Annotated in this window: 14 protein-coding genes; 8 read left to right on the top strand and 6 right to left on the bottom strand. The window is 42.2% G+C overall.

Annotated features, from left to right (window positions below):
* Positions 1-384 precede the first annotated feature (384 nt).
* Positions 385-1,773: a DEAD/DEAH box helicase gene (locus tag F0227_RS15060; protein ID WP_171754068.1), complete on the bottom strand. Its 1,389-nt coding sequence runs from the start codon at positions 1,771-1,773 to the stop codon at positions 385-387.
* 401 nt (positions 1,774-2,174) lie between these two features.
* Here F0227_RS15060 and F0227_RS15055 point away from each other — a divergent pair, with 401 nt between their 5' ends.
* Both F0227_RS15055 and F0227_RS15050 read left to right on the top strand, forming a co-directional pair.
* Complete coding sequence (locus tag F0227_RS15055; protein ID WP_171754067.1) at positions 2,175-2,882, top strand: GntR family transcriptional regulator; 708 nt, start codon at positions 2,175-2,177, stop codon at positions 2,880-2,882.
* A gap of 78 nt (positions 2,883-2,960) precedes the next feature.
* The gene (locus F0227_RS15050; protein WP_171754066.1) at positions 2,961-3,479 is read left to right on the top strand and encodes an NUDIX hydrolase; all 519 of its coding nucleotides are present in this window, start codon (positions 2,961-2,963) and stop codon (positions 3,477-3,479) included.
* A 15-nt stretch (positions 3,480-3,494) separates the two neighbouring features.
* On the opposite strand, the gene F0227_RS15045 is transcribed toward F0227_RS15050, so the two are convergent.
* Positions 3,495-4,181 (bottom strand): helix-turn-helix domain-containing protein, encoded by a 687-nt coding sequence (locus F0227_RS15045; protein ID WP_171754065.1) that lies wholly within the window; start codon positions 4,179-4,181, stop codon positions 3,495-3,497.
* A gap of 617 nt (positions 4,182-4,798) precedes the next feature.
* Between F0227_RS15045 and F0227_RS15040 the strand changes: the two genes are divergently transcribed.
* From F0227_RS15040 to F0227_RS15030, 3 genes are all read left to right on the top strand, one after another.
* Positions 4,799-5,653: a hypothetical protein gene (locus F0227_RS15040; protein WP_171754064.1), complete on the top strand. Its 855-nt coding sequence runs from the start codon at positions 4,799-4,801 to the stop codon at positions 5,651-5,653.
* An 81-nt stretch (positions 5,654-5,734) separates the two neighbouring features.
* On the top strand, positions 5,735-6,421 hold the full coding sequence (locus tag F0227_RS15035; RefSeq protein ID WP_171754063.1) for an AzlC family ABC transporter permease: 687 nt from the start codon (positions 5,735-5,737) through the stop codon (positions 6,419-6,421).
* Entirely contained in the window at positions 6,418-6,732 is a 315-nt protein-coding gene (locus F0227_RS15030; protein WP_171754062.1) for an AzlD domain-containing protein, read from the top strand. Before F0227_RS15035 ends, F0227_RS15030 begins: the two co-directional genes overlap by 4 nt.
* A 65-nt stretch (positions 6,733-6,797) precedes the next feature.
* Here the strand turns inward: F0227_RS15030 and F0227_RS15025 are convergent, their stop codons facing one another.
* Positions 6,798-7,454, bottom strand: coding sequence for a Qnr family pentapeptide repeat protein (locus F0227_RS15025; protein ID WP_171754061.1), 657 nt, complete (start codon positions 7,452-7,454; stop codon positions 6,798-6,800).
* Positions 7,455-7,734: 280 nt separating this feature from the next.
* Positions 7,735-8,055 (bottom strand): heavy metal-binding domain-containing protein, encoded by a 321-nt coding sequence (locus F0227_RS15020; protein ID WP_171754060.1) that lies wholly within the window; start codon positions 8,053-8,055, stop codon positions 7,735-7,737.
* 170 nt (positions 8,056-8,225) lie between these two features.
* Between F0227_RS15020 and F0227_RS15015 the strand changes: the two genes are divergently transcribed.
* On the top strand, positions 8,226-8,969 hold the full coding sequence (locus F0227_RS15015) for a phosphatase (protein WP_171754059.1): 744 nt from the start codon (positions 8,226-8,228) through the stop codon (positions 8,967-8,969).
* Between the two features lie 56 nt (positions 8,970-9,025).
* Here the strand turns inward: F0227_RS15015 and F0227_RS15010 are convergent, their stop codons facing one another.
* Both F0227_RS15010 and F0227_RS15005 read right to left on the bottom strand, forming a co-directional pair.
* Positions 9,026-9,409, bottom strand: coding sequence for a VOC family protein (locus F0227_RS15010; RefSeq protein WP_171754058.1), 384 nt, complete (start codon positions 9,407-9,409; stop codon positions 9,026-9,028).
* A gap of 1 nt (position 9,410) precedes the next feature.
* Complete coding sequence (locus F0227_RS15005) at positions 9,411-10,352, bottom strand: LysR family transcriptional regulator (protein WP_171754057.1); 942 nt, start codon at positions 10,350-10,352, stop codon at positions 9,411-9,413.
* A 161-nt stretch (positions 10,353-10,513) separates the two neighbouring features.
* Here F0227_RS15005 and F0227_RS15000 point away from each other — a divergent pair, with 161 nt between their 5' ends.
* Positions 10,514-11,707, top strand: a complete 1,194-nt coding sequence (locus F0227_RS15000) for a glycine C-acetyltransferase (RefSeq protein ID WP_171754056.1) — start codon at positions 10,514-10,516, stop codon at positions 11,705-11,707.
* 122 nt (positions 11,708-11,829) lie between these two features.
* Positions 11,830-12,861 carry an L-threonine 3-dehydrogenase gene (gene tdh / locus F0227_RS14995; RefSeq protein ID WP_171754055.1) on the top strand — a complete coding sequence of 344 codons (1,032 nt, stop codon included), beginning with the start codon at positions 11,830-11,832 and terminating at the stop codon, positions 12,859-12,861.
* Positions 12,862-13,297 lie beyond the last annotated feature (436 nt).

The raw sequence follows: 13,297 nt of genomic DNA, 5'->3' as shown, positions 1-13,297 counted from the left end.
GAAGTTAAATAAATGGTAAAAGGTTAATTTAATATTAACCAAGTGATAACAAAATGACTTTTGGTATGAGTAATTTAATCGTCAGTATATTGAAGGTGTATAATGAAAACAAGTTTGTTTTAAATGAATGGGGCTTTATTTAAAAGAATATTTATAAAAGTTTTATATTTAATTGGTTTAATATGTAAGGAAAAACGCTAAAGATAATAAGCCGGAATTTTTCTGCTGTTAAAAAATAAGCGCCTGATTACTAGTATACTCAAGTGACTTCAAGATGCAGGATTCAGAGCAACATCAACAAGTTCAGTTCAAGAAAGATAATGGAAGGAATGGATTTCCTTCCAAGATTATCTGTATAGAATCAGACCCACTATTCAATCGAAACTAACTGTTCGTATTGGCGACTTTTGGTCGACGGTTACGTCGTGGTTTTGTTGACGCTTTTCCACCGTTATTAGGTTTGTTTTGAGCGCCACCTTTGGCGTTGCCGCCACCAGCAATGTGGCGACGATTTTTACCTGCTGGTTTGTGTCCCTTGGCATTTTCTCCAGAGCGTTGACCATCGGCATGACCCGTTTTGGCTTTTTTAGGTTTCTTCGCTTTGATTGGACGAGTGTCCAGCCTAGACTCGGGCAGCGTGTTTACCACCGGATAACCTTCAAGTTCTAACCTTGGTAGTACTTTCTTAATCAAGCGTTCTATACCAAATAATTCTGAGGCTTCTTCAGATGTGACTAATGAGATGGCTTTTCCTGTTTCACCAGCGCGACCGGTTCGGCCAATTCTATGTACGTAATCTTCACTGACGTTCGGTAAATCGAAGTTAACCACTTGTGGCAATTGGGGAATATCAATGCCTCGTGCTGCGATATCCGTAGCAACCAAAATACGCACCTCGCCCGACTTAAAGTTGGCGAGTGCTTTGGTACGTGCACCTTGACTCTTGTTTCCATGAATAGGAGCAGAGGTTAGCCCTTGTTCATTGAGATAAAAAGAGAGCTTATTGGCGCCATGCTTGGTTCGGGTAAACACCAACACTTGTCGCCAGTCATTATCTTTTATTAGTTTGGCCAGCATAGGGGCTTTTTTACGCTTGTCTGCCGGATAGATGAACTGTTCTACACCAGCTGCGGTTGAGTTTTCAGGGCTAACAGATATCTCTACAGGATTGTTTACCAACCCTTTTGCTAGCTGTCTAATATCCGCTGAGAAAGTGGCAGAGAACAGTAAATTTTGACGTTTTGCCGGTAATAGCGCGAGTATCTTTTTAATGTCTCTGATAAAACCCATGTCTAGCATACGGTCCGCTTCGTCGAGAACCAATACTTCGATTTGAGAAAATTTCACCGCATTTTGTTGATGAAGATCCATCAGTCGGCCGGGGGTTGCGACCAGAACATCACAGCCTTTGCGTAATTTCATCATTTGTGGGTTAATTTTTACGCCACCAAACACGACCGTAGAGTTCAGAGGCAAATGTCGGCTGTATTTCTCAACATTATCGTGAACTTGTGCGGCCAGTTCCCTTGTCGGCGTTAAAATGAGCGCTCTAACGTGATTGCCTTTTACTTTTGGCCCACTGCTTAGACGTTGTAATATTGGCAAAGTAAAACCAGCGGTTTTACCTGTCCCTGTTTGTGCAGCAGCCATGACATCCTCTCCGTTAATTACCGCAGGAATTGCCTGCTGCTGGATCGGAGATGGGGTAGTGTAACCTTGCTCTTCAATTGCTTTTAAAATTGGAGAAGAGAGACCAAGGGAAGTAAAACTCATAGGTTAAATGCTCTGTTATAAATGGAAGTGATGTCAAATGGCAGGAAAAGGCAGTTCTATTATTATAAGCCTGTAATAATGGCTTTGTTGAGAAATACGGTTAAATGGCAAAATAACGGGCGCATTTTGCGGTTTTTTGTTGTTAAACACAAGCAATTCACTCAATTGAGCGTAATTGAACCTATCGGGCAGCGTTTGTTGGCATTTTCGACTGCGTTATCGCCTGTTTGTGTCGATGACTGCACAACGCAGACGCTACCTTGTATAAAACCGCTACAAAAAACAGCAGAAATAAACCAAAAAGGTCAACGGACCCTAGTTGGACGTATTCACATATATAGCCTTCTGATTTTTCTCGGTATATTCTATAGCCTGTATTTAGCCAGCATAAGCGAGTAAATGTGCAATACGTAAAGATAAAGCAAGCGATTGTCGAGCAAATTGATTCCGGAATGCTCTCTCCGGGGCAAAAACTTCCGGCGGAACGAAAGCTGGCTGAAATGTTTAATACCACACGCATTACTTTGCGAGAAGCTCTATCAACATTAGAAGCTGAAGGCTTTATTTTTCGAGAAGATCGACGAGGTTGGTTTATTTCGCCTGCTCCCTTTATCTATGACCCTGCTGCTGCAATAAGTTTTGTTGACAATGCAGCAGAGCAACAACGAAAAGGGGAGGTCGCACTTGTGACAAGCCAAACGAAAATGGCAAGTAAAGAGGCTTCGCAACTGTTGTCTCTCGCCCCTTTTAGTGATGTTCACCAAGTAATATCGATTAAACATTTAGAAGGTCGCCCAGTCTGTTACAGCACTCACCTCTCTTTGCCTATCTATAGCAATAGAATTGCCGATCAAGAGTTAATCCATTCACTTCATCGTAGCTACCTTGATGTGCATGATGTGACGTTTAAGCGGTGCAAATTTAATATAATGGCGACAGCACTGATTGGCGATGTGGCGAGTGCACTCAGAGCAACAGTGGGCTCATCGGCATTAGTGGTTCATAAAACATATTATGACTCCAATCTTCAACCCGTCTGTTGCGATATTGAGTATTGGCGCCATGATGCCATTAAGATTGAGTCCATCTCTTCTTATGACCTGAGATAAGTGGCCCGTTTATTTTGTGTGGTGAATGGTTTTGGTATGTTAGTATGCGCGCAAAATGAATGAACCCGTTTACTTATCATGAGACACCTAAGAACAACCACCCATCCTGATATCGATCATTTGGATGATAAAATCATATTTCAGCGTCATGCTGCTCGCGCCATTGTGTTAGATGGTGAGAATATATTACTGCTCTATACTGAGCGTTATCACGACTACACCATTCCTGGTGGTGGGTTAGATGAAGGCGAAGATGCTATCGCAGGCTTAGTTCGAGAACTAGAAGAGGAAACCGGGGCGCAGAATATTCACAATATTAAACCCTATGGTATCTATGAAGAGTTTCGTCCTTGGTATAAAGATAACGCAGATGTCATGCATCAGGTCTCTTACTGCTATAGCTGCAAAATTGATGCACAGTTAGGGGATACCGCTTTTGAAGAACATGAAGTGAACAATGGCATGAAGCCAGTTTGGATCAATATTCATCAAGCGATCGCCCATAATGAAAAAACCATGGCAGAGAGCCCTAAAAAAGGCATGAGTATTGAGCGAGAAACTTTTCTGCTACATCTCATCGCAAAAGAGATGCTATAACCAGTCGCTTTGTTATTACAAATGACTGGTTAACACCACTTTGCCTAAAATGGTTATCTCGTCGTCACTCAGTTCGATTTTATTGCCATCAAATTCAGCAATGAGTTTTCTGGGTAATCGTTGAATCGAATTAATAGAGTGTCGACCATCCATACTGATGAGATAATTGCCGGACATCGCATCGGTAATTGTCTTATCAACCAAATAAATTATATCCTTTGTTACAATTTCGATCAGGTTCGCATTTTCAAATCCCAACATCACTATTCTGCGGGTGGAATAAGGGATGCTTTCTTCTTCAATTAGCTTTCCATCCTGCAAATTAAAACTTTTCAGCTTGATGTATAAGCATGATTGCAATTGCTCAATTGTGTAGAGACCTGACTCAGAATCAGATATTTCCTCAGAAGCTTCAGCTGTGGAACTTGGTTGATTCTCATAAAATTTGGTAAGAGAATCGTCAGTAAGAGCAAGCTTTGGTAACTCATCAATCGATATCTTGTTCTGTAAAAGTAACCTCACCATGAGTTCGTGAGATGTTCGATCGTGACGGTTCCAAGTGCTAAAAGTGGCCTTAGGCATTTCGAAAACTTTAGCCATATGTAATAGCGTATTGCATTCAGTAATTTCTTTTAGCTTTTCAGTAAATTCACTTCCTCTTGAGTACTCGAAAGTGGGGATTTTTTCTTTCTCTATTTTCATATGTTTATTTTCTTCGACGCAGATCGCTTTTTGGTATCTTGTAAGACGACTATTGGCGATCTACTATCGGTTCCGTTGGAGGCCAATTATTGATAACAGTTGACACAAGGTAGTAGATATAGATGTTCAGTTAATATTCGCAGTTAACTAGGATATCACCATAACTCACTGTTTCAATAGGCCTTCAACTTCACACTCTTCGGTACGTAGTAAGTGATAATTGTTTTAGATCGTTAAGTTAAGCCACCCGAATAGCTGTTCAAACAATGCACTCTCTGTGGTCGTACCATGATTAACAGTTGCCATTTTCCTTCATAGGCAATAGCCTTTTTGGGGGTGTAGTTGCCCCCGTTTTTTTTCTCGCGTTCGGCTGTTCACTCAAGTCTATTTTTTCCTCGCGAAGTCCTTTTGTTTGCCCTTGTTGTCATTTTTCAATGTAGTGTTAGCGGAATTATTTCCAAAACGACCACCCATCATTGCGGCCTTACCTAGAGTGCCAGCAAACTGCAGCAAAAACAGAGATGAATGCTAGTAATTTCAACCAGTAATTAATGCTTGAACCAAGAGGCGTTAAACCATAGTCTATGGCTTTCTTGTTCTTTCTGCTGGTAATGGTTATGAAAAAAATTGCAATGGTGTTTATCAGTTTATTGCTGTTGTCCACTTCGTTAAGCGCGGAGGAGGCATACTCAAAAACAGATATACTTGAACGACCTCTTGTTGAACGTTATATCTTAGATGAATTGAAGGCATTAAGGCATGATCAGCAAGACCTAGAACGCCGTTTGACGATTCAGATAACCGATCGTGAACTAGAAGTCGCAGATAAATCACTTAATTACGCCAATGTAACCGTAAACTACTTCTTCTACATTATTGCTGGTGTCGCTTCTTTGGTGGCATTAATCGGTTGGCAATCTCTTAAGGATATTAAGCAAAATACCAAAGAGATGGCGGATGCGCGTTTAGACAAGATTGCGAAAGAGTATGAGAAGAAATTCTTAGCGCTAGAACGAGATTTAAAACGTAAAACACGCATTATCTCTGAAAACAACCAAGAGATTGAGATTATTAACGAAGTCCATAACTTATGGCTACGTGCGCAAAATGCTCAAACTCCAGAACAGAAAATGGATGTCTATAACGAGATCTTGAAAATTCGTCCCGGAGACTTAGAAGCGCTGACCTATAAAGCTGATACCGCGATGGAAATGCGTGAGTTCCATTGGGCAATGAGTATTTGTAATCGTGTGTTAGAAGTTGATGAAAAAAATGCCCACGCGTTTTATCAGCGTGCTTGTTCTTATGCTCAATTGGGTGCCGAAGACCAAGCCATCTATGACTTACAACAGTCTGTTGCTATTAGCTCGTCGTTTAGAGAGCTGGCAGCAGAAGAACCGGATTTTGAAGTATTACGAGGCAACGCCACATTTGATGAGATGATCGAAGGGGTTGAAACTAGCCAGCAGTAATCTTAAAAATGGTTTGATGAGTGGGGAGTATGTGTTTTACCAACACAGCGAGTTTAAGGATTAAACGTTTAAGGATAGACAATGTCTATAAAGAGACAAATCTGGCAAGGAGCGCTAGCGATATTCCCCCTCTCTATTGCCGTTATTCCATGGGGCTTTTTGGTCGGTTCGTTTGCAACTGATATTGGTTTAACGGTTATTGAAAGCCAAGCGTTATCAGTTATCTTATTTGCTGGCTCAGCGCAGCTTGTTGCCGTAGGAATGTTTAAGGCAGGGGTGGGGCTGAGTACTATGCTGCTCACGACGTTTTTTATTACCTCTCGACATTTTCTTTATAGTGTCTCGATGCGCAATAAGATCAGTCCTCTTCCTCTTAAATGGAGGATTACGTTGGGCTTTTTACTGACAGATGAACTTTTTGCCGTGGTAGGTAACCAAAGTACTGAACGCTTTAAACCTTGGTACGCATTTGGTGCAGGGTTCAGTTTTTACCTAGTATGGAACATGGCCACTCTAATTGGCATTGTGGCAGGGAATCAAATTCCAAACCTTGAACAATATGGTTTAGAGTTTGCCGTTGCCGCCACTTTTATTGCTCTTGTCGTGCCTACGATCAAGAGCGTAGCAATACTTGTTTCAGTTATCGTCGCGCTGTTGCTCTCTGTCACTCTGGCTATGTTTCAGGTGGAAGGGGCGTTAATGATATCGACGATTGGCGCAATGATCAGTGGCTATGTGTGTGAGTCGTTTGCTAAGGAATCCGCATGATTATGCTGTCTATATTAGCGATGGCGGCCTTGGTATTTATAAGTCGTTACCTGTTTTTAGAACCAAGATTACCTATTCGGTTAAATTCTAAAGCACAACGACTGTTGGCGTATTCCAGCCCCGCGGTTTTAACCTCTATTTGGGGACCCATTGTGTTTATCCAAGATGATGAGGTGGCATTGTCACTCACTAACCCATATTTAATTGGTGCCTTAGTCGCGGCATTTTTGGTGTGGAAAACAAAAAATGTTTTATGGACAACCATAATTAGCATGGCGGTGTTTCTGCTCTTTAAACTCAGCCTGGGATAATCGATTTTAATCATCCCGAGCTGAGAGCGTTTGACCAGTGTAAAGTAGGCTGTTAGCGAGCTGAATTAATCAGGCATGACAATAACCCCTAATGGGGCGAGCAGTTGCTCTTGTTGCCATGAACATATTTTTACCCCTGTGAGATCGACGCGACGTGGATCTAACCCATCTAATTCGCTGTGGCTTAAGTCGCAGCCTTGCATGTTAAATTGACGCCAGCACTCTTCTGAAAACACACTTCTTGTTAAGTCTGACTCTTTTAATGAGGCACCTTGCAGGTTGGTTCCTATCCATTTGTTTTCAAAAAGTTCGCATTTTTCTAAGCACTGTTTCTCGAAATTGGCGTAGGAAAGATTACAACCAGTGATGTAAGCCGAGCAGAAATACATCTTATTACTGATCTGATTGGAAAATCGCGTGGTAGAAAAGTTAGCACCCTTTAAATCGCACTCTCGAAACTCGGCACCAAATGCATTGGCGCCTTTAAAGTTAGCCATGGAGAGCTGACACTGTTTAAAGCTGACGTCCCGCAGATCCGCGAAGGTAAAATGGCACCCTTCTATTTTGCCTTGTTCAATAAAGCTGCACTCTTGAAATTGACTGTCTCTTAGATGTGCATGAGAAAAGTCGCAGCGATAGAACTTGCAGCGAATAAACTGATGTTCTGTTAAGTCTTGGTGGGAAAAATCGTGCTGGTCGAATTCTTTATCTGTTAATTGCATTTTTGCGGCCTCAATAAGTTTCCGCTAGGCTACCATCAGCTTACATTCCATGCATCAAAAATAAATCTTTAAAATACAACAAGATAAAAAACCTCAAATCGCCAATTTGAGGGGGCAAAAGGCCATTTTAAGCAGGGTGTTTTGCTTTTTGGTTATGCGGGTTACAGAAAAAAAGTTTTGTGGCTTACAGCGTAAAATAGCAAAGCCACAAGGTTTAAACTGTCATAACTCATGGCTGGAAAAGAGGGCTAGGTTTGATGGCAGACAATTGGCGGCTGAATTAGTCGACAACAACCGCGGTACCAGAAGCACTGACCATTAACATACCATTGCCTTGCCCTAGCACTTCATAATCGATATCCACACCGACAACAGCATTTGCGCCTAACTCTCGCGCCTTTTGTTCTAACTCTTCTAGCGCTATTTCTCGCGCTTTTTGTAATTCTCTCTCGTATGTCCCGGATCGGCCTCCAACTAAGTCACGTATCCCTGCAAACATATCTTTAAACATATTCGCACCCAGAATCGCTTCACCAGCAGTGATCCCTTTATAAGAGACAATTCGTTTCCCTTCGATGCTTGGCGTAGTGGTAATGATCATCGTTATTCTCCTTTATATGCTCGGCTTTCAATATACTGCTCAACTTGTATTGATTCAAATAAAGCATTAAGGCGGCGGTTAATATGATGAAAAGTTCATAAAAGAAACGCTGCTGAATGGAGATAAAATTGTTACACTAGTCACAAAATTACTTGTGTCAGGAGGGCTTTATGAATTTTGCAGTAGATACGCATACACACACTTACGCTAGTGGCCATGCATATAGCACATTAATTGAGAATGCCGCATCAGCGAAAGAACATGGTCTAAGCCTGTTTTGTACTACTGATCACGCATCGACAATGCCGGGAGCGCCGCACCATTGGTTTTTTGGTAATCAATCGATTCTTCCTCGTTTTATCTCTGGTGTTGGCATTGTGAGAGGCATAGAGTCCAATATCCTTAATATAGAGGGAGAAGTGGACGTTCATCCAAGTATTGAAGCGAGACTGGATTGGGTAATCGCCAGTTTTCACGAACATGTATATCGTCCTGCGAATAAAGAAACTCATACAGAAACGCTGATTAATGTCATTAAAAGTGGTCGCGTGGATGCTTTAGGACATTTAGGCAACCCAAATTTCGATTTTGATTTTGTCTCAGTTATTCAATGCGCTAAAGAGCACAATGTCGCGATTGAAATCAATAACAGTTCGTTAAAAGGCCATAGCCGAGTTGGCAGTGTAGAACGTTGTTTGAAGATAGCGGAAACGGCTAAGGAAGTCGGTGCTTATATTACCACGGGATCTGATGCGCACTTCTGTATGGATATTGGTAAGTTCGCCAAAGTGAGTGATATGTTAGAGCAGATAGCGATGCCGCCTAGCCAAATCATTACCTACTCCGCTCGTCAGTTTTTAGACTTTTTGCAGTTGCGCGGTCGGACGCCTATTGAAGAGTTTGCTGACTTGTAAGTTTGGTTTTGATATCAAAACAAAGATGATGATAACAAGGGCTGATAGCCCTTGTTTTAGCTTTGGTATATCTCTAACGGCAGACCATCGGGGTCCTTAAAAAAGGTAAACTTTTTGCCAGTAAATTCATCCACTCTTATCTCTTCAACATCAATCTTGTTGCTTAGCAAATAATGTACTGTCTGTTCAACAGAATCTACCGCGAAAGCTAGGTGTCTTAGGCCTTGAGCTTCTGGTGAGCTTGGACGGGCAGGGGGATTAGGAAAAGAAAACAGTTCTATCTGGCAACCATCTGCAATTTCTAAGTCGAGTTTGTAAGAGTCCCGTTGCGCTCGGTAATGCTCTGAGAGCACCTTTAGCCCAAGTAGCTCGGTATAAAACGCCTTAGAAACCGCGTAATCAGAACAGATAATGGCTATATGATGAACGCCTTTTAGCATGTTACTGTGCTCCCGTTGTTAGGTTGTTTTGCTCAATGGATAGATGCTGCATGACATAATCAATAAATACCCGCATACGTGCCGGCATGTACTTAGTTTGAGCATATTGAAGTGCGATGATGCCGTGATAGTTTCCTTTTAATGTCCATTCCTCTAATACTTCAATAACTTCACCTCTTTCTATGGCGTGTTTTACAACGAAATCATGGAATATGCCAATGCCTAAGCCATTCTTAACACCATTTAGTCGCATCTGAGCATGGTTAACAGCATACCGACCGGAAACAGGAATAGATAAATACTCTTCATCTTTAATGAAATGCCATATGTGATCGGTTTCGGTTTCTGCAAGGTATAAGCAGTCGTGTTGCTGAAGGTCGTCTGGGTGCTCTGGTTTCCCTCTTGTGTTTATGTAGTCGGGGCTAGCACACAGCACTAAGTTAGTATTACCGACTTCTTTAAGCACGAGGTTTTCATCGGGCTTATCCGTTAGATGGAAGACGATATCTATACCTTGAGAGAAGATGTCAATTGCACCATCTGCGGCTCGAAGTTTCAATTGGATATCTGGATATTTCTTTAAGAAAGGGATAACAAAGGGCTGCAGTACCACATTAAGAAAGGCCTCTGGCGCGGCAACAGTAATGGGCCCTGATGGTGAGTCATGATCACTATTGGACAGCTCTATCGCTTGCTGTGCAGAGTTAACCATGACAAGGCACTGCTCGTAGATTTTTTTCCCTGCCTCTGTGACCAGGAGCTTTCTGGTGGTTCGTTCAAACAGTTTTACTGATAAGGCTTTTTCTAATCGAGTGATGGTTTTACTGAGCGCAGACGGGGTGACATTTAATTTTTTTGCTGCGGCGGTAAAACTTTTTTCCTGAACGACTAATATAAAAGCAGCGAGATCAGGTAATAGTGACAGCAGTTTGTTAGAAATCATGTTTTATTTGTGCCTCAAATTCACTAATGTTTTTCCATCTGTAGGGATAATAGTCTGGATAGAGATCAATTAAAATGTTTTTACACTGTAAATTAATAAGCGGTAAACAGCGGATATCCATAATTCACTGTTTTTAAAATAAATTTCCTAAAGGAATACTTATGTCCTCTGCATTCTACAAACAAATTAATCAACAAATTGAAGAAGTTAAAGTTGAAGGGTTATATAAATCGGAACGTATTATCACGTCTGCACAAAAAGCAGCGGTTTCGATTTCTACTGGCGAAGAAGTTTTAAACTTCTGTGCTAATAACTACCTTGGCTTGGCTAACCACCCCGACCTGATTGAAGCGGCAAAATCCGGAATGGATGAGCACGGGTTTGGTATGGCATCGGTTCGATTTATTTGTGGAACGCAAGATTCTCACAAAGTATTAGAGCAAAAAATATCTGAATTTATGGGTAAAGAAGACACCATTCTTTACACATCATGCTTTGACGCCAATACTGGCCTGTTTGAAACCATCTTATCTAAAGAAGATGCCATCATTTCTGATGCTCTTAACCACGCCTCTATCATTGACGGTGTACGCTTATGTAAAGCAATGCGATTCCGCTATGCAAACAACGATATGAGCGGTCTTGAAGAACAACTTATTGCCGCTGACCAAGCGGGTGCTCGCCATAAGCTTATTGTTACTGACGGTGTGTTCTCAATGGACGGCGTAGTAGCCAACCTACCCGCAATTTGTGACTTAGCTGATAAATACAACGCATTAGTAATGGTTGATGACTCTCACGCAGTTGGTTTTATGGGCGCGAACGGTCGCGGTACGCACGAATACCATGACGTTATTGACCGCATCGACATCATTACCGGCACACTTGGTAAAGCAATGGGTGGCGCGTCGGGTGGTTACACGTCAGGTAAAAAAGAAGTGATTGACTGGTTACGTCAACGTTCACGTCCTTACTTGTTCTCTAACTCTGTTGCTCCTGCCATTGTGTCTGCATCTATCCGTGTTCTTGATTTACTAAAAGAGAGTGGTGAGCTACGCGACCAATTGTGGCAAAACGCGGCGCATTTCCGCGCACGTATGGAAGACGCTGGCTTTACTATGGGCGGCGCAGACCATGCGATTATCCCAATTATGCTAGGTGACGCTAAGGTGGCGGCAGAATTTGCAGAGCGTGCGCTTGAAAAAGGCATTTATGTAGTGGGCTTCTCTTTCCCTGTTGTACCAAAAGGACAGGCACGCATTCGTACTCAAATGTCTGCGGCACATAGCCGTGCAGATCTAGATAGAGCCATCGATGCCTTTATTCAGGTTGGCAAAGATATGGGCATTATTTAACCTAAACCTCTGTTGTTGCCTGAACAGTTGGCGATGCAATGCCAGTTCATAACGTTTGGGTACAGCGTACTGTTTTGGAGTTATAGCCAGTTTAGAGACTGGCTGTGACTTGGAGAAAGAGCATGAAAATAAAAGCACTATCAAAATTAAAAGCGGAAGAGGGCATTTGGCTGACGGAAGTGGAAAAACAACAAGTTGGTCATAACGATCTGCTCATTAAGATCAAAAAGACAGCCATTTGCGGGACAGATATTCATATCTACAACTGGGATGAGTGGTCACAAAATACCATTCCTGTGCCTATGGTTGTGGGTCATGAATATGTAGGGGAAGTTGTTGGTATTGGCCAAGAAGTTCGCGGTTTTGAAATTGGCGACAGAGTATCAGGCGAAGGCCACATTACGTGCGGACACTGCCGTAACTGTCGTGGTGGACGTACCCACCTGTGTCGCAACACGGTTGGTGTTGGTGTTAACCGCACGGGCGCTTTCTCAGAGTACCTTGTGATTCCAGCTTTTAACGCTTTTAAGATCCCAGAAGAAATATCTGATGATTTGGCGTCTATATTTGACCCGTTCGGTAACGCAGTACACACCGCACTTTCGTTTGATCTGGTTGGTGAAGATGTATTAATTACTGGCGCAGGCCCTATTGGAATCATGGCGGCAGCCGTAGCCAAACACGTTGGTGCACGTCATGTTGTTATTACCGATGTAAACGAGTACCGATTAGACCTAGCCAAACAGATGGGCGTGACGCGAGCCGTAAACGTGGCGCAAGAGAGCCTAGAAGATGTCATGGCAGAGCTGAAAATGACAGAAGGCTTTGACGTAGGGCTAGAGATGTCAGGCAACCCTTCGGCATTTAACTCTATGCTAAAAGGCATGAACCACGGTGGCCGCATTGCTCTATTGGGCATTCCGCCATCGGATATGGGCATAGATTGGAATCAGGTTATTTTTAAAGGATTAGTCATTAAAGGCATATATGGCCGCGAGATGTTTGAAACTTGGTACAAAATGGCAAGTTTGATCCAATCAGGATTGAACTTAGATCCAATTATTACTCACCATTTCAAAATTGACGACTTCCAAAAAGGCTTCGACACCATGCGTAGCGGGCTTTCGGGCAAGGTTATACTAGATTGGGATTGATGCATCAATTGGTGCGTCTTCATTACCTTTGGGGCCTATTTTAGGCCCCTTTTTTTGTTTTTGTTACAGTGAAAAACGCTGAATTACAAACAACGTCGCCATTTTGTTGCCACTATATTGATTCCTATCGTAGCAAATCCCAACATGATCAGTACATTAAAGCTTAGTTTAGCCGGATAGATAACAAGATTGATGTAATATTCTGCAAACCCTTCCGGATACTCTTCTGCTCCTGTTGTCAGCTTGAAACGGTTTTAGAGGAAAAATCTAGTCATTGAAACGGTCAGCGTGAGCCAAATTACAGCAGGAACATGGATCACTAACATGTAAACATGCCACAGTACACCACCGAACAATGCAAACAGAACAAATAATAGATTGAAGTAAGGCAACGAGATCCGCAAGTAATCCATAAACCATAAGTAATTCCCCTTGC

Source organism: Vibrio sp. 99-8-1, assembly GCF_013114595.1.
Classification (GTDB): domain Bacteria; phylum Pseudomonadota; class Gammaproteobacteria; order Enterobacterales; family Vibrionaceae; genus Vibrio.
This window is presented reverse-complemented; position numbering and strand designations above follow the sequence as displayed.

Coding starts and splice junctions, on each gene's coding strand:
- F0227_RS15015 (WP_171754059.1), top strand. CDS start 8,226: ATGAATTTTGCAGTAGATACGCATACACACACTTACGCTAGTGGCCAT.
- F0227_RS15010 (WP_171754058.1), bottom strand. CDS start 9,409: ATGCTAAAAGGCGTTCATCATATAGCCATTATCTGTTCTGATTACGCG.
- F0227_RS15045 (WP_171754065.1), bottom strand. CDS start 4,181: ATGAAAATAGAGAAAGAAAAAATCCCCACTTTCGAGTACTCAAGAGGA.
- F0227_RS15050 (WP_171754066.1), top strand. CDS start 2,961: ATGAGACACCTAAGAACAACCACCCATCCTGATATCGATCATTTGGAT.
- F0227_RS15005 (WP_171754057.1), bottom strand. CDS start 10,352: ATGATTTCTAACAAACTGCTGTCACTATTACCTGATCTCGCTGCTTTT.
- F0227_RS15000 (WP_171754056.1), top strand. CDS start 10,514: ATGTCCTCTGCATTCTACAAACAAATTAATCAACAAATTGAAGAAGTT.
- F0227_RS15060 (WP_171754068.1), bottom strand. CDS start 1,773: ATGAGTTTTACTTCCCTTGGTCTCTCTTCTCCAATTTTAAAAGCAATT.
- F0227_RS15025 (WP_171754061.1), bottom strand. CDS start 7,454: ATGCAATTAACAGATAAAGAATTCGACCAGCACGATTTTTCCCACCAA.
- F0227_RS15035 (WP_171754063.1), top strand. CDS start 5,735: ATGTCTATAAAGAGACAAATCTGGCAAGGAGCGCTAGCGATATTCCCC.
- F0227_RS15030 (WP_171754062.1), top strand. CDS start 6,418: ATGATTATGCTGTCTATATTAGCGATGGCGGCCTTGGTATTTATAAGT.
- F0227_RS15020 (WP_171754060.1), bottom strand. CDS start 8,055: ATGATCATTACCACTACGCCAAGCATCGAAGGGAAACGAATTGTCTCT.
- tdh (WP_171754055.1), top strand. CDS start 11,830: ATGAAAATAAAAGCACTATCAAAATTAAAAGCGGAAGAGGGCATTTGG.
- F0227_RS15040 (WP_171754064.1), top strand. CDS start 4,799: ATGAAAAAAATTGCAATGGTGTTTATCAGTTTATTGCTGTTGTCCACT.